Origin of the sequence: Thalassobacter stenotrophicus, assembly GCF_001458315.1 — a bacterium.
In the GTDB taxonomy this organism is placed as follows: Bacteria; Pseudomonadota; Alphaproteobacteria; order Rhodobacterales; family Rhodobacteraceae; genus Thalassobacter; species Thalassobacter stenotrophicus.
Map to the genome: position 1 here is coordinate 63785 of NZ_CYRX01000033.1, position 23616 is coordinate 87400.

Consider the following 23616-nt stretch of genomic DNA (forward strand, 5'->3'; position numbering starts at 1 on the left):
CATGTCCATTTTTGATGATCCATCCGTATGGTTGCCGCTCGTTTTTGCGGGGCTTATGGGGCTTTCGATCCTGATTTATGTGGTGCTGGATGGCTTTGATCTGGGCGTCGGCATTCTGTTTCCCTTTGCGGAGGACGCCGAAAAAGACCGCATGATCGCGTCCATTGGCCCGTTCTGGGATGCAAATGAGACATGGCTCGTTCTAGCCGTTGGGCTGCTCTTGGTGGCGTTTCCATCGGCGCATGGGACTATTTTGACGGCGCTATATTTACCCGTTTTCGTCATGCTCGTGGGTTTGATCCTGCGCGGCGTCGCCTTTGAGTTCCGGGCCAAGGCGCGGGCCAAACGCAAGGATATGTGGAACCGCTTCTTTTGGATCGGCTCGACCATGACCTCGCTGGCGCAGGGCTACATGTTGGGCATCTACATCATGGGCTTGCAGCAAACGTGGCTGACGATGGCATTCGCACTCGTGACGGCAGTGTTCCTGACGGTTGGATATAGTTTCATCGGGGCCGCGTGGTTGATCCTCAAAACTGAAGGCGCGTTGCAGCGCAAAGCAGTCGCTTGGGCCAAAGGGGGCGTCTGGGGGCTGGTGCTCGGGTTTGGGGCGATCTCGCTCGCGTCTCCCGCGGTATCGCCACGCATTTTCGAAAAGTGGTTCAGCTTTCCCGAGGCGGTCTACCTCGCGCCGCTGCCGCTGATGTCGTTGATATTGGTGGGTGTGCTGTGGTTCTCGCTCCGTCGTCTGCCAGCCCAAAACGACCACTGGTCGTGGGTGCCGTTTGTGACGTCCTGTGCCTTGTTTGTGTTGGCTTTTGTTGGACTGGCCTACAGTTTTTACCCCTATGTGGTGCCCGAACAGATCACGATCTATGAGGCCGCCTCGGCACCTGAATCCCTGATGATCATTCTCATCGGTGCTTGTGTGGTGGTGCCGACGATCCTTGCCTACACTGTCATGGCCTATGTGATTTTTCGCGGCAAAGCGACCGAACTGCGATATGACTGAGCGCGCGCAATAATGCACACCGGCTATATATTCTGAATAGTTGCGTTTGTTTTCAAACATGCCAAATGAAGGGGAAGCAACCCAACTCACCAAAGGCTTCCCCATGACCCAGACTGTTTTGCACATTGATAGCTCTATCCGCGCCGAAGGCTCCGTTAGCCGCGCGCTGTCGCAAAAAATCACATCTCGTTTTGAGGGCGCGACTGTCCTGCGCCGCGATCTGGCGGATGGCGTACCGCTGATTGATGGGGCGTGGATCGGCGCGAACTTCACCCCGGCTGCCGACCGTACGGATGAGCAAAAAGCCGTGCTGGCCACCTCAGACGCGATGGTGGCAGAACTTCAAGCCGCCGACGTGATCGTCATCGGGACGCCGATTTACAACTTTTCGGTGACTGCGGCGATGAAGGCTTGGATCGATCTCGTCGCCCGAGCTGGCGTGACGTTCCAGTACTCCGAAACGGGCCCCAAAGGTCTGCTGACCGGCAAACGCGCAATTATCGCAATCGCTTCGGGTGGTACGCCCGTCGACAGTGAGATCGACTTTGCTGGCCGCTACATCCGCCACATCATGGGCTTCATCGGGATCACCGATGTTGAGTTTGTGAAAGCTGACAGCCTAGGCAACGGCGGCGATGAAAAGATCGCGGAAGCGAACGCTCAGGTCGACAAAATCGCAGCCTAAAAATCAGCTGTGACGTCCGGCAGGTTCAGAGCGTGGACAAGGTCCCGCACTTCCTGCCGGGCGGCAATATTGGACATGTTCATGTTGGCGATACCAATGTCGCGCAGGTCCAAAAGGGTCATGCCGCGGGGAAATAGCTCGCGAAAGATCACCCGCTCGGTAAAGCCGGGGGCAACGCGAAAACCGATGCGCTTGGACAGTTGATCCAATGCCTCACCCACTTTGCGTTTGTTGTGCATCTGCTGTGCGCCCAAACGGTTCCGCAGCACCAGCCAGTCAATCGGCTTTAGCCCCGCTTTTGCGCGCAGTTGCCGTGCGTGCCAGACCATTTCAGAATAGACCGAAGGCCCCTCAATCTTGTTGGTATCCGGGTCCACTTTGGCCAGTAGGTCAAAGTCGACAAAGCTGTCGTTCAGTGGGGTGACCAGCGTGTCTGCCAGCGAGTGGGCCACCTGGCTCAACCGCGTGTGCGAGCCCGGACAATCGATCACAATAAAGTCGCTGTCTTTTTCCAGCTCAGCCACCGCAAGTGACAGAGATTTGTCGAACGGGTTCTCATTCTCATTCAACGTCGCGCGATCCACCTTGGGCAGTTCGATAAAGCGCGGCGTGGGCAGAGTGACGCCGTTTTTCTCACCATAAGACAGGCGGTTTTCCATGTATCTGGTGAAACTCTTCTGGCGCAGATCCAGATCAAGCGCGCCAACGCGTTTGCCCATCCGGGCAAGAGCCGTGGCCATATGCATGCAGGAGGTGGACTTACCCGAGCCGCCTTTTTCGTTACCGAATACGATGATGTGTGCCATGCGGGCGTTTCCCCAAGATATGCTTATCAGCCACTATAGGTAGGAAGTGCAGGCGGGGGAAGCGGCTGCACAGTCAGATTACGTCGCTTTTTGTCGGCTTTAGGCTGGGAATGCCGAAAAGAGCCTGCCAGCCTATGACTATTGCACGCCTTTGGAGGGTAACGTCATGGCCAACGCCTTCACCGAGTTTCTACATGATACCAAGCTGACGGACATTCCACCCCAGATGCAGGCCCTTGGTCGGCAGTGGTTGTTGGATTTGTTGGGGGTCGCGGCCGCAGGCACGCAGACAGAGCTGTCGCGGGTGATCCATCGTCATGCCACGGCGCATTTCGGGCCGGGGGCGAAATCGGCGACGGTGCTGTTTGACGGTCGCGCCGCGAGCGCGCCGGGGGTGGCCTTAGCAGGGGGCTGCACAATTGATGCCGTGGACGCCCACGATGGGCACAAGCTGACCAAGGGCCATACGGGCTGCGGTGTGCTACCGGCCCTTGCCGCCCTCAGCGAGGCCGAAGGGATGGAGGATGACCAAGAGTTCCTTGCGGCGTTTATTGTGGGCTATGAACTCGCGACCCGTGCAGGCATCGCGCTGCACCGAACAGCCAGCGATTATCATACCTCGGGGGCTTGGGTTGCGGTGGGTGTGGCGGGCCTTGGCGCACGCGCGATGGGGCTGACGGCGGATCAGACGCGCCATGCCATCGGGATTGCCGAATACCACGGGCCGCGCAGCCAGATGATGCGGGTGATTGATCACCCTGCCATGCTCAAGGACGGATCAGGATGGGGGGCCATGTCCGGGGTTTCGGCTGCCTATTTGGCGGCAGACGGGTTCACCGGTGCGCCCGCGATAACGGTTGAAGGTGGGGATGTGCAGGACCTGTGGCAGAGCCTTGGCCATCGGTGGTGCATCGCGGAGCAGTATTTCAAACATTTCCCAGTCTGCCGTTGGGCGCAGCCCCCGGTACAGGCGGTTCTTGATGTGCGTCGCGCACATGGGCTGCGATCTGAGGTTGTGGATCATATCGCGATCGAGACCTTTCATCACTCTAAGCGGCTTGCTACGCGGGACCCCAAAACCACCGAAGAGGCGCAATATTCGACGGCCTTTCCCGCCGCCGTCGCCCTTGTTCGGGGGCGGGTAGACCCGGCAGATGTGGCCGATGCGGCACTAAACGACCCAGAAATCGCGCGGATCGCGCAGGGCATGCGGATCGACGAAGACGCGGGCTTTACCGCAGCGTTCCCCGAGCGTCGGATCGCGCGGGTGACGATTGTGCTAAAGGATGGGCAACGCCTGACATCAGCGGACACAGAGGCCCCGGGCGACCCGGAAAACCCTGTTAGCAACGCAGACGTCCGGGCGAAATTCCATGCCTATGCAGAACCCGTTCTAGGCAAGAACCGAGCCAGTGTGGTTGAGGCGGCAGTGGATGGTTTGGGCAAAGGTAGTGGGCTAGGCGCCCTGCGCGCCGCAATCCTGCCAGCACCATAGTCCCCAACGCAAAACGCCGCCCCAAAAAGGGACGGCGTTTCGTTAATCCGAGGATCAGGCGTCTTAGAAGCCCAGACCTGCGTATTTGTTCTTGAACTTGGACACGCGGCCGCCGGTGTCCATCAGGCGCGAGTTGCCGCCAGTCCATGCAGGGTGCACGGAGGGGTCGATGTCGAGCGCCAGCTGGTCGCCTTCGGCGCCCCAAGTGGATTTCATTTCTACAACAGTACCGTCCGTCATTTTGACGTTGATCGTGTGGTAGTCGGGGTGGATCTCTTTTTTCATGACAAAAGCTCCTTACGCGTCTGCGGATGCGCTTTTGGGCGCTTTGTAGTTGGTCACTTCGGCGATCCGTGCGGACTTACCGCGACGCGAACGCAAGTAGTACAGCTTGGCGCGACGGACGCGGCCACGGCGTACAACAGTGATGCTTTCGATGTTTGTCGAGTGCAGGGGGAACACACGTTCCACGCCTTCACCGAAGGAAATCTTGCGCACGGTGAACGAGCCAGCGATGCCGGAGCCGTTCTTGCGGGCGATGCAGACGCCTTCGTAGTTCTGCACACGAGTACGTGTGCCTTCGGTCACTTTAAAACCGACGCGGATGGTGTCACCGGCTTTAAAATCCGGAATGTCGTTGCCGAGCGCAGCGATTTGCTCCGCTTCGATTTGTGCGATCACGTTCATGATACGCTCCTATGCTGATCCCCGTTTTTCGGGAAATATTGGCGCGTCCTCAGAGCTCTTGGTCTTCGCCCGGGTCCCTATCGTGATCTTCACAATAAGCCCGCCAGAGGTCAGGTCGTCGTTGCTTCGTCAGCCTTTCGGCCATGTCCGTCCGCCAGTCAGATATCCGGGCGTGGTGCCCCGAGAGAAGAACCTCAGGAATGTCACGCCCCTGCCAGGTGGCCGGTTTCGTATATTGGGGGTGTTCGAGCAGACCGTGCGAGAACGATTCGTCCTCGGTGGAAGCCTGATTCCCAAGTACGCGCGGTATAAGGCGGACGGTGGCATCGATCAAGGCCTGTGCCGCGATCTCACCCCCGGTCATGACGAAATCACCCAAAGACACCTCTTGGATGCCGTAATGTTCCAAAACGCGCTCATCCACGCCTTCAAACCGGCCGCACAAAAGCGTGACGCCGGTACCTTCGGACAGGCGCTGCATCATGGCTTGATCCATGGGTTTGCCCCGGGGGCTGAGATAGATGATTGGCGCGTCCCAACCGCGTTGGGCATGCTCAATCGCGGGTCCGACAACATCGGGGCGCAGCACAAGACCTGCGCCGCCGCCCGCAGGTGTGTCATCCACATTGCGGTGTTTCGTCAGCCCAAAAGTGCGCAGATCAATTGTTTCAAGCGCCCAAAGGCCTTTTTGCAGGGCCGTGCCCGTCAGGCTTTCGCCCAAAACGCCGGGGAAGGCGCTTGGGAAAAGGGTGATGATCTTGGCGGTCCATGCGCCCTTAAGGCGCGGCGTATCCGTCACAAGCGCGCGTGGCTTGAGGCTAGCCGAGATTGATAGCCGCCCGTGGGATTTGGTGGGCCGAGGGCGGGCGAGGTCTGGCTTGTCGGGGTCACTCATGGCGGGTCTCAATATGCTTGGGCGTCAGACGCGCCATGGCTTGGGGGCGTTAGGATTTGGGCGCGTCGTCGTCTTCGTCGTTGTCGTCAAACAGCCCGGCAGGTGGGTCAATCACCACCCGGCGCGCGGCCAGATCAACAGTGGGCACGACCGCTTGGGTGAATGGAACCAGTATGGTGCCCGGGCCCTTGATTGGACGAAGCTCTAGGATATCGCCAGCGCCGTGGTCATGCACCGCATGGATACGGCCTAGCGTTTCGCCGCCCGTGTCCACGGCTGTGATGCCAATCAGGTCGCTATAATAATATTCGTCATCGGGCAGTTCGGGCAGGGCGCTCCGGGGGGCCCATAGCTTTTGTCCGCGCAAGCCATCAGCGGCTTCCTTGGATTTGACGCCAGACAGGCGCACTGCATAGCCGCCCTTTACGGGCCGCGTGACCGTGAGGGTGTATGTGCGACCCTCATCATCGGTGAGCGTGCCGTAATCGCCAATGGCCGATGGGTCGGCGCAAAAGCTTTTGACCCGCGCTTCGCCGCGCACGCCGTAGGACCCCGTGATCGCCCCCAGACAGACTTTGTCCTTCATCGCTCCAGCACCTCCAGCGCCGTTGACCGGTCTTCCCAGCCGAGTTGTTCTAATTCGGGTGTCTCATCCACGGTCTCGGGCCAGCCAACGCATAGGTAGGCCACAAATGCCCAATCCGCAGGCACATCCAGATCGCGGGTTAGTTTGTCAGGGTCTAGGACCGAAACCCACCCCATGCCAAGGCCCTTTGCGCGGGCCTCAAGCCAAAAGAGGGTCAGGGCCGAAACCACCGAATACCGAAGCATTTCGGGCATGGTCGCGCGGCCCAGACCTTTGCCTTTGAGGCCGGTTTCGTCGCAAAACACAGCCAATTGCACCGGCGCCTCGCGCATGCCCGAAAGCTTGAGCGAGGCGTAGGTGTCAGCATCTGCCCCATCGTAGGTCGCCAGCGCATCTGCATTGGCAGCCTCAAAATTGGCAAGGGCTGCGGCCCTTGCCTGCGGGCTTGCCACGCGTACGATCCGCCAAGGCTCCGAGAGGCCAACAGAGGGGGCAAGCCGAAACGCATCCAGCGCCTCGGCCAGCAGATCCTCTGGTACCGAGTCCGTGCGAAAGCGGCGCACATCACGGCGCCACTTCAACAGGTCCCGGAATTCCTCTTGGAACGCCTGCGAAAACGTCCGCATCTGCCTTACTCGGCAGCAGCTTCCTCAGCGGGTGCGACAGCAGCTTCGGCGGCCTCAGCAGCTTTGGCAGCTTTTTCTTCAGCGCGTTCCTGAGCGGCTTTGCCCGGTGTACCCTTCTTGGGGTTGTTACGCTCTTTCTTGGGCAGCACGTCGGCGGCTTCCAGGAAACGCGACACGCGGTCGGTAGGCTGGGCGCCTTGGCTCAGCCAGTGCTGAACGCGTTCCATGTTCATTTGCACGCGCTCTTCGCTGTCTTTGGGCAGCAGTGGGTTGTATGTGCCGAGTTTCTCGATGAAGCGGCCATCACGCGCCATGCGGCTGTCAGCAGCAACAATGCGGTAGAAGGGGCGCTTTTTGGAACCGCCGCGGGCGAGCCGGATTTTCATAGCCATGGTGTTTCTCCTATCAATGGCGTTTGCAGACGAATGTGTCTGCTATTTCTGGTGTTCTTCGTGGTGTCGGATGACTTCCTGAATGATGAAGTTCAGGAATTTCTTGGCAAACTCGGGGTCCAGATCGGCCTCGGTCGCAAGGGCTTCGAGCCGAGCGATCTGCGTGGCCTCACGGGCCGGATCGCTGGGCGGCAGGTCGTGAGTGGCTTTGAGCCGCCCCACAGCCTGCGTGTGTTTGAACCGCTCGCCCAGCGTGTAGACGAGGATGGCATCGAGCCGGTCGATGCTGCCGCGGTGCTCTGCAAGCACTTCGGCGGCGCGGGTTACGACGTCATTAGTCAAGAGCAAAGCCTTTCGGTTTGAAGGTCGGATCTGCGTAGTGTTCGATTTCCATCTCGATCCCATGGGCCAGACGCGTGTTATCCAGTTCGGCTCGGGACGGGTGGCGATAGACGACATCGTTGCCATCAACGCTTTGGGCATCTCTGTCGCGACAAGCCCCCAGACGCTCCGCCAACCGGATGCTGTCTAGGTTCTTTGGGTCCAGATAGCTAACGGCGTTTTCCCAACCAGCTTGGCGATAGAAATAGTCGCGCGCGGCATGGGTGGCTTCGAGCGCATAGCCCTTACCTGCGACTTGAGGCCAGATCATCCACGCCAATTCGGCTTGGGGCCATTTGGCGGGCTGCCAGCCACCGGCCATGCCCAAGGTGTGATCCGTCTCACGGTCATGGATCATCCACATGCCAAAGCCGCGAATTTCCCAATGCCCGATTTCAGCAGCATAGAGCATCCAACTTTCGTAGTCGTTCAACGGCCCGCCCATGAAACGCGCGCGGTAGCTGGTGAATGTGGCTTTGAAGTTTGGGTAATCTTCAGCCTGCGGGCCGCGCAGCTCTAGGCGGCGGGTGCGCAGAACGGGGATATCACGGTGACCCATCGATTATCCTCCGACCTTGGGGTGGCGGTAGATGGTCAGTGTGCCTAGGCGCGCGTGCGTGAACGTACCCTCGGGCGTGCAGCCGAGGCGCGTGGCCACGCGGGCAGATGCATCATTGCCAATCGCCACAAGGCTGATCGCTGTGTCCCAGCCAAGCGTCTCATAGGCATAGCTGCGCGCAGCCTCAGCCGCCTCAGTCGCGTAGCCTTTGCCGGTCGCGCCCTCGAAAAGGTCCCAGCCGATTTCCGGCTCAGGCCAACCCAGGGGGGCCCATAGCCCGACGCAGCCGATACATGTGTCGCTGCCCGTCTCGGTCACGGCCCAACGGCCAAAGCCATTCAAGGTCCAGTGCCCGATTTCGCCCGCGAGCGTACGCCAGGATTGCTCTGCGTTCATGGGGCCGCCCACAAAGGAAGAGCGGTCATCGGCATAGAACGCGGCGAACGCCTCGGCGTCTTGGGGGCCAAGCGCGCGCAGTGTCAGGCGGTCAGTGGTGAGGGTCGGTGCAATCATCCGCGCGGTCCCCAATATCTGTATGTGCGATTACCGTTCAGAGTGCCCCGGTGTTTGGCACCCAACCGCTCGGCCAACGCAATGGCACGGGTGTTGCTGGCGTGGATGTAGCTGACAAGCTCGGGCAGATGCAGCGTGTCGCGTGCATGCAAAAGAGCGGCTTGGCTTGCTTCGTGCGCATAGCCATGGCCTTCGCCTGCCTCGGTAAACATAAAGCCCAATTCGTGGGCCTCATCCCCGGGTTCGGTCCCGATCCGGACAAACCCGATGGGCACGCTATCGGAGGTCACGGTCCAGATGCCGTGGCCGCGCAGGACCCAAGTTGCGCACATCTGGGCATAGTCGGCCCATGCCTCGGCGCGCGTCTTGGGGCCACCCAAATGCTTGCCGCGCTCAGAACAGGCGATGCTCGCGTAGACCTCAAAGTCATCAAGGTTGGGTGCGCGCACGGACAAACGCTCAGTCGTCAGGACCGGCAACGTGGCCGAGGTGAAAAATGCCTGTTCATAGCCACGCGGGGTGACGGGGATGTGCGTCAGAACTGTCATACGGTGCACCAATGGCGCGGGGCAGCGTGTGCCGTTTGCCCAAGGGGCGGGCGCAAAATCAGGTTTATTGAGAGGGCTGACATACTCACAGGCCGAGCGCCTCTGGGGACGCGCCGCTTAGGACAGGGCGCGTAAATGTGCGGTCATAGCGACGAATGCAGCCTGTCTCGCGGGCGTGGGCATAGGCACGCTGACATGCGGGGTCGTTAGTCATTTGGCTGCGGTAGTCTTCGTATGCTGCAAGCGACGGAAATGAGAACATAGCCCAAGCTCGGTCATTCGCACCCTCGTGAGGCAGGAAGTAGCCATGATGCGTGCCACCCATCGTGTTCACCAAATGGATCCATGCTTTTGCATAGACCTCAAAGGCGGACACCTGATCAGGATCGATCTCATATGTGATCGTGCAGGTGATCATTTCTTTTTGCCAAAACCACTCAGGCCACTTGGCAATCCGCCCATACCGCCGGGCATTCCGGGCATGCCCTTCATGGCGCCCAGTTGTTTGCTGGCAGCTTCCAGCGCGGCGGGGTCCATCTGGCTGGGGTCTGGCATACCGCCACCCTTGCCCATCATGGCGGCCATGGCTTTCTTCATCATGCCGCCTTTGCCCATCTTTTTCATCATGTCCGCCATCTGGCGGTGCATCTTCAGCAACTTATTCAGCTCAGAGACCTCAAGGCCTGCACCCGCCGCGATCCGCTTTTTGCGGGACGCTTGCAGGACCGCAGGGTTGGCGCGCTCTTTCTTGGTCATCGAGTTGATCAGAGCGACCTGCCGTTTGAGGATGCCGTCATCCATCCCGGCTTTGTCCATCTGCTTGGCCATTTTGCCCATGCCGGGCATCATGCCCATGACGCCTTCCATGCCGCCCATCTTTTGCATCTGCTCCAGCTGGCCCTTCAGGTCGTTCATGTTGAACAGGCCCTTTTGGAAGCGCTTCATCATGCGCTCTTGGGCCTCGATCTCCATGGTTTCCTGCGCCTTCTCGACCAGCGCGACGATGTCGCCCATGCCAAGAATGCGGTCCGCGATGCGCGAAGGCTCAAAGGTTTCGATGGCGTCCATCTTTTCGCCAAGACCGACGAAACGGATGGGCTTGCCGGTGATGGCCCGCATAGAGAGGGCCGCGCCGCCGCGACCGTCACCGTCCATCCGGGTCAGAACAACACCGGTAATCCCGATTTGGCCGTCGAAGTTTTCGGCCGTGTGGACCGCGTCTTGACCGGTCAGGCCATCAACCACGAGTAGCGTTTCACGTGGGTTCGCCACGTCGCGGACAGCTTCAACCTCAGCCATAAGCTGTTCGTCGATCGACAGGCGCCCGGCGGTGTCGAGCATATAGACATCAAACCCACCCAAGGTGGCCTGCTGCTTGGCGCGCTTTGCGATTTGAACGGGGGTCTCGCCCTTGACGATGGGCAGGGTCTGAACGCCGATCTGGGTGCCAAGGATCGCCAGCTGTTCCATTGCGGCGGGACGGTTTACGTCGAGCGATGCCATCAGCACGCGCTTGCCCTCACGCTCGGTCAGGCGCTTGGCCAGCTTTGCGGTGGTGGTGGTCTTACCCGAACCCTGTAGGCCGACCATCAGGATCGGCGCGGGCGGGTTGTCGATCTTTAGCTCGCCAGGGTCCCCTTCGCCCGAGAGCGTGTTGATCAGCTCATCGTGGACGATCTTGATGACCTGCTGGCCGGGGGTCACGGATTTGGTGACGGCGGCGCCGGTGGCCTTGGCCGTCACGGCTTTGACGAAATCGCGCGCGACGGGTAGCGAAACGTCGGCCTCTAGCAGGGCGACACGGACCTCACGCATGGCGGTGCGGACGTCATCCTCTGAGAGCGCGCCTTGTTTGGTAAGACGGTCAAAGACACCGGACAGGCGTTCAGAGAGGTTTTCAAACATGCCCACAGGCCCCTTATTCTCGATCAATTGCCCCAAACATATGGAGCCGCAGCGCAATACACAAACGCCCCCACGGGCGTAACACGCTGGTGGAGGGCGATCCTTGGCACATAGCCGCAGGACCGGAAGGCAAGCTTCCGGGTATGGGTGGCGTGTACGCCGCGCGAGGGTGGGAGTCAACCAAAGGTGCGGGACCTGGTTAAGTGCGTGGCCTTCGGAGCGTATATTTTGTGGACCCTCTGGCCCAGAATCAAAAAGGGCGCCTCGGTTGAGACGCCCTTTTCCATCCGCAGCGAAAGAATCGCTTAGACGATTTCGATGTTAACCGCGCTCTCGCGGCCATCACGGCCAGCTTCAAGCTCAAAGGTAACTTTTGTGTTGTCTGGCAGTTCGCGCAGGCCGGAACGCTCAAGAGCGGAGATGTGAACGAATACGTCCTTGCCGCCATTTTCAGGAGCGATAAAGCCGAAGCCTTTGGTTGTGTTGAACCATTTTACGGTGCCGTTGGCCATTCCGTGTCTTCCTTATATCATGTTGCCCGCATAAGGCGGCAACCCGGCTGTGTATGCACAAGATCGAATGCGCTGTAGCCGATAGACTGGAGACAGGGTCGATAGAGATAACGTAGCCCCTACCGCATGACAGGTTGACGCGGAGGCGTAAAGTGGTTTCGTGAATCTTTACCCGGCGTGCTTAATACTTCGGCAAAATTCCGCGGCGATTACCGTTGTTTCCTGCGTAAATGAACGCAATAGTCGTTTTTGTGTGAACTGTGTGGAGGGTAGCACAATGGCGTTTAACGATTGGGACGAGGTGCGTACCGCATTTCAGGTGGCCCGCAAGGGTACCGTGAGTGGGGCGGCTCAGGTGCTGGGCGTGCACCATGCGACCGTCATCCGCCACATTGATAGTCTTGAGGAAAAGCTGGGTGCCAAGCTGTTTCAGCGCCATGCGCGCGGCTACACCCCGACTGAGGCAGGTGCCGACCTGTTGAACGTTGCCCAAAGTACCGATGATCAGTTGAACCAATTGGCCAGTCGTATCCGTGGACGCGGCGATCAGGTCACCGGGGATTTGGTAATCACATCGCTTGCCGTTCTTGCGCCGCTTGTTTCACCCGCGCTGGCGGCATTTCAGGATGAGCACCCCGAGGTCACAATCAAGTTCCTGACGGATGAGCGGTTGTTCCGGCTCGAATACGGGGAGGCCCATGTCGCGATTCGTGCAGGCAACCCACCCGATCAGCCCGACAATGTGGTGCAGAACTTTTACACGCAGCAGTTCGGTCTTTATGCCTCCAAAGAATATGTCGCGCGCTACGGTAAACCGACGAGCTTTGAGAACTTGGCCCACCACAAATTCATTGGCAGTGCCGATGAAACGCCGCGCGCTCCGTTCTTTGTGTGGCTGCATGATAATGTGCCCGCTGAAAACATTACATATAAGGTGAACCAGATCACAGCCATGCGCCCAGCGATTGAAGCGGGGCTGGGGATTGGCTTTGCTGGTGTATGGGACCGGAATGAGGCGGACGGCCTTGTCCAAGTCTTTGCGCCGATCCCTGAGTGGGAATCAAAGTTGTGGCTGGTGACGCACGTGGACTTGCACCGGACGCCAAAGGTGCAGACGTTCGTTCGCTTTCTCAAAGATTACGCCAAGTCCTGGCCGGCCTAATCCGCGTCGGGCAGCTCAGTCTGCAAGAAACGCTCAAACGCGTCTAGGTTCACGGCTTCGAACTGGCCAAAACTTTGCATCCATACGGACGCATCGCGCAGGGCCTCTGGCTCTAACTTACACCATTTGACCCGACCGCGTTTCTCCTGCGTGATCAGGCCTGCGCGGGTCAGGATCATCAGATGCTTGGATACCGCAGCCAGCGACATTTCGAACGGTTCGGCCACGTCCGTCACGGCCATGTCGTCCTCTAACAGCATCGCAAGGATTGCGCGGCGTGTGGGGTCCGAGAGGGCCGAAAATATCGTGTCGAGAGCATCACTCATACACTCTCCCTGCCAGCAGCGCGGGGCGTAAGCAATGTCCAATCACGCGATTATCAACCAGACCGTTGAATATGCCGCAGCCGATATTGAGGGTGCGACAGGATGGTCATTTTGAGCAAAACGCTATTATATCAGTGACTTAATGATTTCGTATGTGCGTTGACTCTCTCGTCGCCTCTGATAGCTTCCGCTCAATCTTCTGGGGGGTTGGTGCGCATGTCCGAAGGACCTGATCCAAACCGACTGGCTGAACTTGAGGCGCGCATCAAAGCCGCCAAGGGTGACGCAGGCGCCGATCACATGGAAGAGCACTATTCGCAGGCGCAACACGCATGGCGGATGGTGACGGAGCTGGTCGCGGGTCTCGGGATTGGTTTCGGAATAGGATACGGGCTCGATGCGCTGATGGGGACAGCCCCATTGATGATGTTGATCTTCACCATTCTAGGCCTTGTGGCCGGTGTAAAGGTGATGATCAAAACGGCGCAAGAGCTTCAGGATGAAAACATGGCGCGGTCTTCGGACGCGCAGGATGAGAGCGAAGGGAAGTAGTCTTGGCAGACGCAACTGACAGCGGAGTCGCATTCGACTTCAAACCGATGGATCAGTTTATCGTCAAGCCGCTCGGCGGGTCGGCAGGTGATCCTGTGAGCATGCTGACGATCACCAACGCAACGCTGTGGCTTGGTATTTCGGTTCTTGCGATCATCGCTCTGTTCGTTTTGGGCACCAGAGGCCGGGCGATCATCCCGTCGCGGACACAATCCGTCGCGGAGCTTGCCTACGGTTTCGTGTACAAGATGATTGAGGACGTCACCGGTAAAGACGCCGTCAAATACTTCCCCTACATCTTCACGCTGTTTGTGTTCATTTTGTTCTCGAACTTCCTCGCACTGATCCCGATGTCGTTCTCGCCCACGTCGCAGATCGCCGTCACCGCGGTGCTTGGTTTTTCGGTGTTCTTCGTCATCACGGCGATTGGCTTCATCAAAAACGGCGTCAGCTTCCTGAGCCTGTTCTGGGTATCGTCGGCGCCACTCGCGCTGCGCCCGGTCTTGGCTTTGATCGAAGTGATCTCTTACTTCGTGCGGCCTGTTAGCCACTCTGTCCGTTTGGCAGGCAACGTACTTGCCGGGCACGCAGTTCTAAAGGTGTTCGCAACCTTTGCGGCGTCTGTTCTGGTCGCACCAGTGGCGATCCTCGGCGTGGTTGGCATCTTCGCACTCGAAATTCTCGTGTCAGCGATCCAAGCCTACGTCTTCACTATTCTGACGTGCGTGTACCTCAAGGACGCACTTCACCCGCATCACTAAGAACGTTCAGCAGGAAATCCTGCTGCGCATACGACTAACTTCCAATCGTAAGGAGAATACTCATGGAAGGTGAACTCGCACACATCGGCGCAGGTATTGCTGCACTCGGTACTGGTCTGGCTGCAATCGGTGTTGGCAACGTTGCTGGCAACTTCTTGGCCGGCGCACTGCGCAACCCATCTGCTGCTGGCGGTCAAACTGCCACGCTCTTCATCGGCATCGCTTTCGCAGAAGCACTGGGGATCTTCTCGTTCCTCGTCGCTCTGCTTCTGATGTTCGCCGTCTAAGCACTTCAGGTATCCTTACGCGCGGTGGGGCATTTGTTTGCCCCACCGTTGACAGAGGTTTCCCCTAGGAGAGCCCAATGGCAACCGAGACCACTACATCCACAAGCGCTTGCGTGGACGCCTCCGGCGGCGCAATCGGGATGCCCCAACTGTGCCCAGATTGGTTCACAAACCAGATTTTTTGGTTGGTGATTGCCCTTCTGGCTATCTTCTTCGTGCTGTCGAAGATCGCTCTGCCCCGCATCGCTGCGGTTTTGGCCGAACGCTCGGGCACGATTTCAAATGATTTGGCATCCGCCGAAGACCTGAAGCGCAAAGCTGTTGAGGCTGAAGAAGCCTACAATAAGGCTCTGGCTGACGCCCGTGCCGAAGCGCAGAGCATCGCCGCCCAAACCCGTGCCGAGATCAAGGCCGATTTGGATGATGCCATCGCTAAGGCCGACGCTGAGATTGCCGCCAAAGCTGCCGAAGGTGAGGCAAAGATCGCCGAGATCCGCGCCGGAGCCATGGAAAGCGTATCTGAGGTGGCCAAAGACGTCGCGGCAGAGATCGTGACAGCTCTTGGCCAGACAGCAGATGCAAAGACCGTCGGCGATGCCGTCGCGGCCCGGCTGAAGGGATAAGACCATGAAACGTATGAGTGTTCTTATCACCCTGTTGGCAACAACGCCTGCTTTCGCAGCGAAAGGTCCGTTCTTTTCGCTTGGAAACACAGACTTTGTTGTGACCATCGGTTTCCTCGTGTTCCTCGGGGTGCTGGTGTACTTCAAAGTCCCCGGCATGCTGATGGGTTTGCTGGATCAGCGCGCTGCTGGCATCCAGTCCGACCTTGATGAGGCCCGCGCGCTCCGCGAAGAGGCTCAGTCCATCCTCGCCGAGTATGAGCGCAAGGCCGCTGAGACCAAGGATCAAGCCGAAGCCATCGTTAAGGCGGCCCGCGAAGAAGCGGCGGCCGCTGCCGAGCAAGCAAAAGCTGACTTGGCCACCTCCGTGACGCGCCGTCTGGCCGCTGCGCAGGACCAAATCGCGAGTGCTGAGGCATCTGCCGTTAAGGAAGTGCGTGACACTGCCGTGACCGTGGCAATTGCTGTCGCCGGTGAAGTTGTTGCCAAGCAGCTCAAAGCCGCTGACGCAAACGCAATGATCGCTGACTCGATCAAATCGGTTGGCGCCAAGCTGCACTAAGCACGACCTACAAGAATTCAAAACGCGTCCCGCCAGCCAGCGGGGCGCGTTTTGCGTTTATGGAGAGTGTTTAGGTGCCGCGCGGTTTTGCACGAAGGGTTGGGTCCGCCTGTGTCGGGTCCTCTGGCCACGGATGGCGCGGATACCGACCGCGCATGTCCTTGCGCACGTCGGCGTAGGACGTCGCCCAAAACCCCGGAAGGTCTTGGGTCACTTGAACGGGCTTTTGTCCTGGCGACAAGAGGACCATCCGCAGCGGTGTTTGGTTTGGCCCCGTGCAAGGGTGCCGCGTTTCGCCAAACACTTCTTGTAGCCGCAAGGACACCTCGGGGGTGCCGCTGGAGTAATCGATTGGCACTTGGCGTCCCATTGGTGAGGTATAATGCGCAGGAGCAAGTTGGCCCATGCGCTGGCTGTCCTCCCAGCCCAACCATGCGGTCAGGGCCTCAGTCGGGTCGAACTGCTTGAGGTCAGCCGCGGTGCGTTTGCCGCTCAGATAGGGCAGGGCCCAGTCCTCCAACGTTTCGATCAGAGCTTCGTCCGATACATCCCGAACCTGTGAAATGGCGATCCGTGCGCGGAGCCGTTTCGCTTTGGGTGACCAGTTGAGACAGTCCAGTCCCAGATCGCGGATGCCGTCCAGCAAGGCCTCTGCGATGTTCTCAGACGGGGCTTCGGGCCATGTTTGGTCATTAAGGACCAGCGCCATGAACCGTTCCTGCCGTCGCGCTTGGACCCGGCGCGCACGGGCATCCCATTGGCAAACGTTTTGCCACGCGATGGCGTCCCCGTGGGTGGCGCGCAGTTCAGCCTCGCTGAGCGCGAGAGCTTGACGCACACGTGCTTCGCGGCGGTCACCATCTACGTCTAGGGCCACGATAAGTCGCGCCGTTGATAGGCTATCGCCTACCTCCATTTTAGCACCGGCGCCGCCTGACAGGTGCCACCGGGGGGCATCGCCTGTGCGGCGCAACCCAATCCTATCGGGATAGGCGCGGGCGGCCTGTTGAGCAGGGCTTTGGCCCGCCTCTCCGGCCTCAAATCTTTGCAACCGTTTAGCTTCTTTGCGGAGGCGGCTCAGCGCGGGATCCGCCCGGCCCGAGTTGATTGCGTCTAGTCGCGCCTGCGTATCAACCCCTGCGCCATGAAGCGGGTCTCGGTCTGACAGAAGTGCGGCGAGCGTCGCGCTCCCTGTCCCACCGGTTAGAACCATGTGGCCCAAACGTGGGTGTAGCGGCAGCTTGGCCAAGGCGCGGCCATGTTCTGTGATCTGGCCATCGCGGATTGCACCGAGGGAGGCCAACAAGGCTTGTGCCTCCCGCAGCGCGCCCTCGGGTGGTGGGGTCAAAAACGCCAAGCCAGTGCCATCTGGCGCGCCCCATAGCGCAAGGTTGAGCGCGAGATCCGACAGATCGGCCGCTGCTATCTCCGGCGGTGGAAATGCCGCCAGCGCGCCCTCTTCGCCCTTGGTCCAGTGGCGGTAGCAGGTGCCAGCGGCAACACGGCCCGCACGTCCGGCGCGCTGGGTGGCCTCAGCCTTGGTGACGCGTTCGGTTACCAACCGGCTCATGCCACGGGACGGGTCGAACCGTGCCCGCCGTGCGCGTCCACCGTCGACCACCACGCGAATGTCTGGCAGCGTCAGCGACGTCTCGGCTATCGCCGTAGACAGCACCAAATGACGGCCAGTTTTCGGGGAGCGGGTCGCGGCCTGTTGGTCCTTGAACGGCATCGCACCGTAAAGTTTGTGCAGCGTGACATCAGATGGCAGGGGTCCCAGTGCTTGGGCCACTTTGTTGATCTCTCCGACTCCGGGCAGAAAAACGAGGCAGGAGCCTTCGGAAACCTCTTCCAATGCGCGGTTCACCAACCCCGCCATTGCGGCCTCATATCGCTGGCCTTGGGGCACGGGGCGGTCGCGGTGGCGGATATCCACCGCATACGCGCGGCCCTCTGCCGTGAGGATTGGGGCATCGTCCAGCATCGCGGCGACGGGGGCTGCGTCCAGCGTGGCGGACATCACTACGATCTGCAGGTCATCACGCAGCGCGCCCCGGACCTCCCACGTGAGCGCGAGGCCTAGATCCGCCGTCAGGGAGCGTTCATGGAATTCATCAAAGATGACCACATCGACACCCGGCAGGTCGGGATCGGATTGGAGCATCGCTGTCAGAATGCCCTCGGTGATAACCTCGATCCGGGTCGATCTAGATACCTGCGCATCGCCGCGCATCCGATAGCCGACGGTTTGGCCCAAAGGCTCCCCCAGTGTTTCGGCCATCCGGGCGGCGGCCCCCCGTGCCGCGAGGCGACGAGGTTCAAGCATCAGGATTTTACCCGCAACATCCGGCAACAAAGCCAGCGGCACACGCGTGGTTTTCCCAGCACCCGGTGGGGCCTGAAGCACAGCGCGCCCAGTGCTGCGCAACGCAGCGCGCAGATCAGGCAGAATGGTGTCGATCGGAAGGTTGGTCATCGGCGGCGCAGCACGGCGTCTCCGTATACTGTGGGCACGCGGACTTCGGTCACCCGTAGTTTGTCCGCCATCGGCTGTAGCCTCAGGGTCATTGGAAAGACTGAGCGTTCTGCCAAATCCTCAGGTGAGAAACCGCCCAATCGCGTGTATTCGCCCGTGCACGTCGCGGTTCCGTCCGGCTGTACCGTTGGCGCGCCAAGTGTCAGCTGCGTCCTGCGGCGGCCATCAAACAAGGTTAGGCTGGTGTTACAGGCGCTCTCGCGGGGTTGGTCACGCAGGACCGCGAAGATCGCGGTCAGCGGATCAATAGTGCCGCCTTGGGTTGCGGGATCAAGGTCATATTGGGCGCGGCCGCGTGGTGGGGTGATCTGAGGTGGTCGGGGCACGCCCGCGCTGTAACTCATCTCTGCGCGGGCCTTTCGGCCCCGGCGGTCTGTATCTTGGCTGTAGAAGCTGGGGCGGAAGCCATTGGGCGTTACGGTGCCGCGCGCGGTGGCGTCATAGCGAAACGTCAAAAGGGCCGCGACGATCCCTGTGCTTTGGACCTTCCCGGCCACGGCATATCGCCCACCGGCCTGTTCGGCCTTAAACACCAACTGTCCCGCAGGAATACCGCGTAGGATCACGTCGAAACGGCCCTCATCCACCTGCTGGGCGTGCAGGGGCAGGCCTAGCAGGCCAAGAACAAGGGCAATCGCGAGGGTGTGTCGCATCAAAAGCGTTCCTTTCGCCGTGCAGACGCACTGGACTTTCTGGGGTCAGACAAGGCAGGTATCTCCGGAAGGGTCAACCAAAAGGCCCGTGAACTGGGCGAAAGCCTGCCGCAAAGGACATATTTCGTGAACGACGCCGATCTTGCGCCTGATCCGCTGTTGGAGCCCGTTTTGCAAGGGCAACGCCGGTCATTGGCCCGTGCGATTACCCTTGTCGAAAGCACGCGGCCCGATCACCGCCGCCGCGCAACCGCCCTGTTAGAGGCGCTGCGTGGCCATGGGCGCGAAAGCCTGCGCATCGGGCTGTCGGGGACGCCGGGCGTCGGTAAATCCACGTTCATTGAGGCCTTTGGCCTAATGCTGACAGGGCAGGGACTTCGCGTTGCCGTTTTGGCGGTGGACCCGTCTAGCACCCGCTCGGGTGGCTCGATCTTGGGCGACAAAACCCGGATGGAGCGGCTGTCGCGGGACCCGCTGGCGTTTATTCGGCCCTCGCCTTCGCTGTCACATCTGGGTGGGGTGTCGCGTCGTACCCGTGAAGCGGTCGCGCTGTGTGAGGCTGCTGGGTTCGATGTCGTGTTGATTGAGACTGTGGGCGTGGGCCAGTCCGAAACGATGGTCGCTGAAATGTGCGACCTGTTCACTTTGCTGATGGCGCCTGCGGGCGGGGATGAATTGCAGGGCGTCAAACGCGGAATCATGGAGATCGCGGATCTGATTCTGGTGAACAAGGCCGACGGTGACTTGAAACCTGCTGCCAGTCGCACCGTTGCGGATTACGCAGGCGCATTGCGGCTGTTGCGCAAACGGGCGCAGGACCCTGAGGGCTTTCCCAAGGCGTTGCCGGTTTCCGCATTGGCCGAAGAAGGGCTGGCGGGCGCATGGGCCGATATGCAGCAACTCGCAGAGTGGCGTCGCGCTGAAGGGCATTGGGCCAAACGTCGTGCGGCACAGGCAACCCATTGGTTTGAAGAAGAAGTTCGTAGCGGTTTGTTGGCGCAACTGACGGATAATCCGCGAGCACGCGGTGAAATGGCCGCTTTGGCGGCGCAAGTGTCCGAGGGGCAGCAGTCACCAGATGCGGCCGCCGCGCTGATGTTGGCGTATTTGCGGGGTGAATCGCTTGACAGCCCCCCGCAGAGAGCCTAGTACCGCGCGAACCGCGGGGCCATCAGGCCCCTGCTTTCTATCTGAATTGTATATAACTGAGGTTGGGCCATGTCGCGCGTCTGTGAACTCTCCGGTAAAGGGCCGATGTCTGGCAACAACGTCAGCCACGCCAACAACAAAACAAAGCGTCGGTTTTTGCCGAACTTGAACGACGTAACGCTCCAGTCCGAGACACTCGGTCGTGGCGTAAAGCTGCGCATCTCGGCTTCTGCCCTGCGCACCGTCGATCACCGTGGTGGCCTTGATGCCTACCTCGCGAAAGCCAAAGACGTTGAACTGTCCGACAAAGCGCTGAAAATCAAAAAAGAGATCGCAAAAGCCTCTGCCTAAGAGAGCCTGCGATTGATGCAAGAGCCTCGGGGTTGCCCGGGGCTTTTTGCGTTTTGGGGTGGCGTGTTGCGGCAAGCCGCCCGGTATAGGGAAAACGTCAGCACGACGGCTCTAGCCGCAGCGTCGTTCGGCAAGGGACGCAAAGTCCCGCCAACGCTGCCAGAGTCGCTCATCACTTGTACGGTTTGATTGTCGGGTGTCTTGGGCCAGTTGCGGGTCCGCGAAGAACTGCGCCGTGCGCCGCTGTTCGTTGCGCCGCAATGACGCGTCAGCCACCCCTTGAATGCATGCACATAAGGCGCGACTGGCCGCTGCGCGATCAGATTGAAGGCAGGCGCGTTCAATAGGGCCTGCATACGTGAGAGAGGGGAGGACCGCTAGACAAGCGGCGAGCATCCAAGATTTCATCATAGCCTCATACCGCATCGCCCCTACTACTGGGGCCTACGCGGAAATGATGTCAGAAACCTTAATTCGGCTCAACATCTGCGGTGCAAACGGATCTGCACCGCAGGCGTGTCGTTTTCTATGCGGCGGATTTACTGCGACCGCCACCGGAGGGGCGTTTATTGCGACGTGGACCGCCAGGCTTGCCCTGTGGTTTGGGTTTGCCAGCCTTGGGTGCGCCACCTTTAGCCGGGCCGCGCCCTTGACCACCGGGGCCACCACGGCGTCCGCCGCCACTGCGACCCGAAGGCTTGGCGGCATCCCCATGCGAGGGTTCCCAACGACGGCCAGAGGCCACGGGGATGTCTAGCTTGATGACTTTTTCAATGTCTTTCAGGCAGCCGATCTCATCGGGGGCACAAAATGCAATGGCCGCACCATCACGTCCAGCCCGTGCCGTACGGCCGATGCGGTGAACATAGTTTTCGGCCACGTTGGGCAGATCGAAGTTGTAAACGTGGCGCACGCCGGGAATGTCGAGACCACGGGCCGCCACATCAGTGGCCACCATGATCATGGCTTCTTCAGCTTTGAATGCCTCAAGCGCGCGAGTACGTTGCCCTTGGGATTTGTTGCCGTGCACCGAAACAGCCGTAAAGCCCGCGTTCACGAGGCTTTTCATCAACTTCTCTGCGCCATGCTTGGTTCGGGAAAACACGAGCGCGAGTTCCTTGCGGTGCTCACCCAACAACTCAATCAGGAGTTTGGATTTTTCAGCCTGCGCGATGAAGTGAATTTTCTGCGTCACCTTGTCGGCGGTCTTGCCGGGGGGCGAAACCTGTACGCGGACAGGATTGGTCAGGTACTTGCCAGCAATTTCTTCCATCTGCTTGGGCATTGTGGCCGAAAACAGCATGGTCTGACGTTGCGCGGGCAGTAGCGACGCGATTTTGCGAAGTGCGTGGATAAAGCCGAGATCTAGCATTTGGTCCGCTTCGTCCAGCACGAGGAACTGGGTTTCATCCAAGCGCATCGCCTTGCGATCCAGCAGATCGAGCAGGCGACCGGGGGTCGCGACCAACAGGTCGGCACCACGCTCTAGGCGTTTGACCTGTGGCCCAAGGCCGACGCCGCCCACAACCAGCTGTACCTTCAGGTGTGAACCTTCGGTGTAGGCGCGCAGGTTGTCGGTGATCTGCTTGGCCAGTTCGCGCGTTGGCGCAAGGATCAAACCGCGCACAGTTTTCGCCTCTGGCTTAGTGCCCGCGGTCAGAAGCGCGTGGATCATCGGCAGGCCAAAGGCTGCCGTCTTGCCAGTGCCGGTCTGCGCAAGGCCCATTACATCCTTGCCGTTCATGGCATGGGGAATGGCTTGGGTCTGAATGGGGGTTGGCTGTGTGAGGCCTTGATCAGCCAGCGCACGTGTGAGGCGGGGCGCAAGGCCCAGCATGTCGAAATCCATCAACGGTATCCTTAGATGTCGGACGTCTTCTCCGACACCGAGCGCCACATGGCACTCTCGGGAGACGTGATTGAGTGGCCCTAATGCGGCAGCGCAGCGATTATGTCAACAGATACTGGACCGCGTAGAGGGTCACGATCCCGCTGACGATGGCCCCGATGACGTTCTTGGTCAGGATGCCAACCGCAAGTGCAGCCCCCGCCGCGCTAAGCCGCGCAGGGTCGGATTGGCCCCCGGTTGCGGCGGGCCACAAGACCAAAGGCGCAATCAACCCGGGCATCACCGCGACGGCTGTATATCGCAGGTGCCGTAGCAGCCATGCAGGCATCTCGCGGTCGCCAACAAGTCCAATGAAAACAAATCGAAGCCCGAACGTCCCCAAAGCGAGGCAGACGATGATGAGCCAGATGGTTGGGGTTGAATAATTCATCGCCGACGCTCCAACCAAAGCTCAGACTGCGCGCCTGCAATCATTGCGAAAACGGCCGCGATAATCAGCCCGAGGTTGTAGGGCACCCAGACAAACGCCAACGCGAGGGCTGCGGAAATGACGGCTGCAATGACGTGGGGTAAGGTGCGCAACGCAGGTGCGATAATCGCAAGGAATGTGATCGGAACCGCAAAGTCGAGGGCATATTCCGGCGGGATGGCCATGCCCAAAACCGCCCCTGCATAGGTTGAAATATACCACATTGGGGCGACTGTGCTGATGCTTCCGACGAAAAAGGCGACCTTTTCCGGGATCGTCAGATTGGGCCTGCTTTCGTATTCGTTGATTGAACAGGCGTAGCTTTGATCCACGCACAGATAGGCGATAAAGGCCCGTTGCCACAGCGGGGCTGCCCCCAAATGCTGGGCAAGCGATGCCGAATACATCGCCATGCGCAGGTTCACGGCCAGCGCCGATATGATCACGATGATCGTTGGCGCCTGTTCGGTCATCAACTGAACAGCGGTGAACTGAGCGGCCCCGGCAATCACAAGGACCGAGAACGCCATGACCTCTAACAGGGGTAACCCGGCTTCGGTCCCGACAACGCCGAAAAGCGCCCCAAATGGGACGATAACCAACAGAAATGGCGCGCCCGCGCGAAAGCCGCGCCAGTATGCTGTTTTCGGGTTGGAAATTGCCATGAAACGCCCCAAAGTTGTGCCTCAGTCGGCGCAGTTGCGTCCGGTGTACGCACCCACCTTCGGAGAAAC

Annotated in this window: 31 protein-coding genes; 11 read left to right on the forward strand and 20 right to left on the reverse strand. The window is 59.8% G+C overall.

Features of this window, described 5'->3' with window-relative positions; genetic code table 11:
* Position 1: 1 nt before the first annotated feature.
* Both THS5294_RS14785 and THS5294_RS14790 read left to right on the forward strand, forming a co-directional pair.
* Positions 2 to 1012, forward strand: a complete 1011-nt coding sequence (locus tag THS5294_RS14785) for a cytochrome d ubiquinol oxidase subunit II (protein WP_058124359.1) — start codon at positions 2 to 4, stop codon at positions 1010 to 1012.
* Between the two features lie 103 nt (positions 1013 to 1115).
* Positions 1116 to 1697, forward strand: a complete 582-nt coding sequence (locus tag THS5294_RS14790) for an FMN-dependent NADH-azoreductase (RefSeq protein WP_058124360.1) — start codon at positions 1116 to 1118, stop codon at positions 1695 to 1697.
* Here the strand turns inward: THS5294_RS14790 and THS5294_RS14795 are convergent.
* The gene (locus THS5294_RS14795) at positions 1694 to 2503 is read right to left on the reverse strand and encodes a division plane positioning ATPase MipZ (RefSeq protein ID WP_038004119.1); all 810 of its coding nucleotides are present in this window, start codon (positions 2501 to 2503) and stop codon (positions 1694 to 1696) included. The two genes, THS5294_RS14790 and THS5294_RS14795, sit on opposite strands and share 4 nt — an antisense overlap.
* Before the next feature lie 166 nt (positions 2504 to 2669).
* Here THS5294_RS14795 and THS5294_RS14800 point away from each other — a divergent pair, with 166 nt between their 5' ends.
* Positions 2670 to 3998, forward strand: coding sequence for an MmgE/PrpD family protein (locus THS5294_RS14800; protein WP_058124361.1), 1329 nt, complete (start codon positions 2670 to 2672; stop codon positions 3996 to 3998).
* Between the two features lie 63 nt (positions 3999 to 4061).
* Here THS5294_RS14800 and rpmE read toward each other — a convergent pair whose 3' ends face one another.
* From rpmE to THS5294_RS14865, 13 genes are all read right to left on the reverse strand, one after another.
* A complete protein-coding gene (gene rpmE, locus THS5294_RS14805; RefSeq protein WP_038004121.1) occupies positions 4062 to 4283 on the reverse strand; it encodes a 50S ribosomal protein L31 in 222 nt (73 codons plus the stop codon).
* A 12-nt stretch (positions 4284 to 4295) separates the two neighbouring features.
* Positions 4296 to 4685 (reverse strand): 50S ribosomal protein L19, encoded by a 390-nt coding sequence (gene rplS, locus THS5294_RS14810; RefSeq protein WP_038004122.1) that lies wholly within the window; start codon positions 4683 to 4685, stop codon positions 4296 to 4298.
* A gap of 49 nt (positions 4686 to 4734) precedes the next feature.
* Positions 4735 to 5580 carry a tRNA (guanosine(37)-N1)-methyltransferase TrmD gene (gene trmD / locus THS5294_RS14815; protein ID WP_058124362.1) on the reverse strand — a complete coding sequence of 282 codons (846 nt, stop codon included), beginning with the start codon at positions 5578 to 5580 and terminating at the stop codon, positions 4735 to 4737.
* Between the two features lie 49 nt (positions 5581 to 5629).
* Positions 5630 to 6166 carry a ribosome maturation factor RimM gene (gene rimM, locus THS5294_RS14820; RefSeq protein WP_058124363.1) on the reverse strand — a complete coding sequence of 179 codons (537 nt, stop codon included), beginning with the start codon at positions 6164 to 6166 and terminating at the stop codon, positions 5630 to 5632.
* Complete coding sequence (gene bluB / locus THS5294_RS14825) at positions 6163 to 6792, reverse strand: 5,6-dimethylbenzimidazole synthase (RefSeq protein WP_058124364.1); 630 nt, start codon at positions 6790 to 6792, stop codon at positions 6163 to 6165. The genes rimM and bluB overlap by 4 nt, the downstream gene beginning before the upstream one ends.
* A 5-nt stretch (positions 6793 to 6797) precedes the next feature.
* The gene (gene rpsP, locus THS5294_RS14830) at positions 6798 to 7184 is read right to left on the reverse strand and encodes a 30S ribosomal protein S16 (protein ID WP_058124365.1); all 387 of its coding nucleotides are present in this window, start codon (positions 7182 to 7184) and stop codon (positions 6798 to 6800) included.
* Positions 7185 to 7226: 42 nt separating this feature from the next.
* A complete protein-coding gene (locus THS5294_RS14835) occupies positions 7227 to 7526 on the reverse strand; it encodes a chorismate mutase (protein WP_038004128.1) in 300 nt (99 codons plus the stop codon).
* On the reverse strand, positions 7519 to 8124 hold the full coding sequence (locus tag THS5294_RS14840; protein ID WP_058124366.1) for a GNAT family N-acetyltransferase: 606 nt from the start codon (positions 8122 to 8124) through the stop codon (positions 7519 to 7521). The genes THS5294_RS14835 and THS5294_RS14840 overlap by 8 nt, the downstream gene beginning before the upstream one ends.
* A gap of 3 nt (positions 8125 to 8127) precedes the next feature.
* Positions 8128 to 8637 (reverse strand): GNAT family N-acetyltransferase, encoded by a 510-nt coding sequence (locus THS5294_RS14845; RefSeq protein ID WP_058124367.1) that lies wholly within the window; start codon positions 8635 to 8637, stop codon positions 8128 to 8130.
* A complete protein-coding gene (locus THS5294_RS14850; RefSeq protein WP_058124368.1) occupies positions 8634 to 9185 on the reverse strand; it encodes a GNAT family N-acetyltransferase in 552 nt (183 codons plus the stop codon). The genes THS5294_RS14845 and THS5294_RS14850 overlap by 4 nt, the downstream gene beginning before the upstream one ends.
* Positions 9186 to 9270: 85 nt before the next feature.
* Positions 9271 to 9603: an NIPSNAP family protein gene (locus THS5294_RS14855; RefSeq protein ID WP_058124369.1), complete on the reverse strand. Its 333-nt coding sequence runs from the start codon at positions 9601 to 9603 to the stop codon at positions 9271 to 9273.
* Positions 9600 to 11090, reverse strand: a complete 1491-nt coding sequence (ffh, locus tag THS5294_RS14860; RefSeq protein WP_058124370.1) for a signal recognition particle protein — start codon at positions 11088 to 11090, stop codon at positions 9600 to 9602. The genes THS5294_RS14855 and ffh overlap by 4 nt, the downstream gene beginning before the upstream one ends.
* Before the next feature lie 305 nt (positions 11091 to 11395).
* Positions 11396 to 11602, reverse strand: a complete 207-nt coding sequence (locus THS5294_RS14865) for a cold-shock protein (protein ID WP_038004137.1) — start codon at positions 11600 to 11602, stop codon at positions 11396 to 11398.
* A 277-nt stretch (positions 11603 to 11879) separates the two neighbouring features.
* Here THS5294_RS14865 and THS5294_RS14870 point away from each other — a divergent pair, with 277 nt between their 5' ends.
* Positions 11880 to 12764, forward strand: coding sequence for a LysR family transcriptional regulator (locus tag THS5294_RS14870; RefSeq protein WP_038004140.1), 885 nt, complete (start codon positions 11880 to 11882; stop codon positions 12762 to 12764).
* On the opposite strand, the gene THS5294_RS14875 is transcribed toward THS5294_RS14870, so the two are convergent.
* Positions 12761 to 13090 (reverse strand): ArsR/SmtB family transcription factor, encoded by a 330-nt coding sequence (locus THS5294_RS14875; RefSeq protein ID WP_058124371.1) that lies wholly within the window; start codon positions 13088 to 13090, stop codon positions 12761 to 12763. The two genes, THS5294_RS14870 and THS5294_RS14875, sit on opposite strands and share 4 nt — an antisense overlap.
* 216 nt (positions 13091 to 13306) lie before the next feature.
* Here THS5294_RS14875 and THS5294_RS14880 point away from each other — a divergent pair, with 216 nt between their 5' ends.
* The 5 genes from THS5294_RS14880 to THS5294_RS14900 all read left to right on the forward strand — a co-directional run bounded on the left by THS5294_RS14880 (position 13307) and on the right by THS5294_RS14900 (position 15875).
* Positions 13307 to 13642, forward strand: a complete 336-nt coding sequence (locus tag THS5294_RS14880; RefSeq protein WP_058124372.1) for an AtpZ/AtpI family protein — start codon at positions 13307 to 13309, stop codon at positions 13640 to 13642.
* A 47-nt stretch (positions 13643 to 13689) separates the two neighbouring features.
* Positions 13690 to 14403 carry a F0F1 ATP synthase subunit A gene (locus THS5294_RS14885; protein WP_052068246.1) on the forward strand — a complete coding sequence of 238 codons (714 nt, stop codon included), beginning with the start codon at positions 13690 to 13692 and terminating at the stop codon, positions 14401 to 14403.
* 62 nt (positions 14404 to 14465) lie between these two features.
* Positions 14466 to 14690, forward strand: coding sequence for a F0F1 ATP synthase subunit C (locus THS5294_RS14890; protein WP_038004146.1), 225 nt, complete (start codon positions 14466 to 14468; stop codon positions 14688 to 14690).
* 77 nt (positions 14691 to 14767) lie between these two features.
* Entirely contained in the window at positions 14768 to 15313 is a 546-nt protein-coding gene (locus THS5294_RS14895; protein WP_038004147.1) for a F0F1 ATP synthase subunit B', read from the forward strand.
* 4 nt (positions 15314 to 15317) lie between these two features.
* Positions 15318 to 15875, forward strand: coding sequence for a F0F1 ATP synthase subunit B (locus THS5294_RS14900; protein ID WP_038004148.1), 558 nt, complete (start codon positions 15318 to 15320; stop codon positions 15873 to 15875).
* Positions 15876 to 15945: 70 nt separating this feature from the next.
* Here THS5294_RS14900 and hrpB read toward each other — a convergent pair whose 3' ends face one another.
* Together hrpB and THS5294_RS14910 are read right to left on the reverse strand one after the other, a co-directional pair.
* Positions 15946 to 18351 carry an ATP-dependent helicase HrpB gene (gene hrpB / locus THS5294_RS14905; RefSeq protein ID WP_058124373.1) on the reverse strand — a complete coding sequence of 802 codons (2406 nt, stop codon included), beginning with the start codon at positions 18349 to 18351 and terminating at the stop codon, positions 15946 to 15948.
* Complete coding sequence (locus THS5294_RS14910) at positions 18348 to 19064, reverse strand: DUF3108 domain-containing protein (RefSeq protein ID WP_058124374.1); 717 nt, start codon at positions 19062 to 19064, stop codon at positions 18348 to 18350. The genes hrpB and THS5294_RS14910 overlap by 4 nt, the downstream gene beginning before the upstream one ends.
* A gap of 126 nt (positions 19065 to 19190) precedes the next feature.
* On the opposite strand from THS5294_RS14910, the gene meaB reads away from it, so the two are divergent.
* Positions 19191 to 20213, forward strand: coding sequence for a methylmalonyl Co-A mutase-associated GTPase MeaB (gene meaB / locus THS5294_RS14915; RefSeq protein WP_081945920.1), 1023 nt, complete (start codon positions 19191 to 19193; stop codon positions 20211 to 20213).
* A gap of 69 nt (positions 20214 to 20282) precedes the next feature.
* A complete protein-coding gene (rpmB, locus tag THS5294_RS14920) occupies positions 20283 to 20564 on the forward strand; it encodes a 50S ribosomal protein L28 (protein WP_038004153.1) in 282 nt (93 codons plus the stop codon).
* A 526-nt stretch (positions 20565 to 21090) separates the two neighbouring features.
* Here the strand turns inward: rpmB and THS5294_RS14925 are convergent.
* The 3 genes from THS5294_RS14925 to THS5294_RS14935 all read right to left on the reverse strand — a co-directional run bounded on the left by THS5294_RS14925 (position 21091) and on the right by THS5294_RS14935 (position 23547).
* Positions 21091 to 22413: a DEAD/DEAH box helicase gene (locus THS5294_RS14925; RefSeq protein ID WP_058124375.1), complete on the reverse strand. Its 1323-nt coding sequence runs from the start codon at positions 22411 to 22413 to the stop codon at positions 21091 to 21093.
* A gap of 100 nt (positions 22414 to 22513) precedes the next feature.
* Positions 22514 to 22843 carry an AzlD domain-containing protein gene (locus THS5294_RS14930; RefSeq protein ID WP_058124376.1) on the reverse strand — a complete coding sequence of 110 codons (330 nt, stop codon included), beginning with the start codon at positions 22841 to 22843 and terminating at the stop codon, positions 22514 to 22516.
* Entirely contained in the window at positions 22840 to 23547 is a 708-nt protein-coding gene (locus THS5294_RS14935; RefSeq protein ID WP_058124377.1) for an AzlC family ABC transporter permease, read from the reverse strand. Before THS5294_RS14935 ends, THS5294_RS14930 begins: the two co-directional genes overlap by 4 nt.
* Positions 23548 to 23616 lie beyond the last annotated feature (69 nt).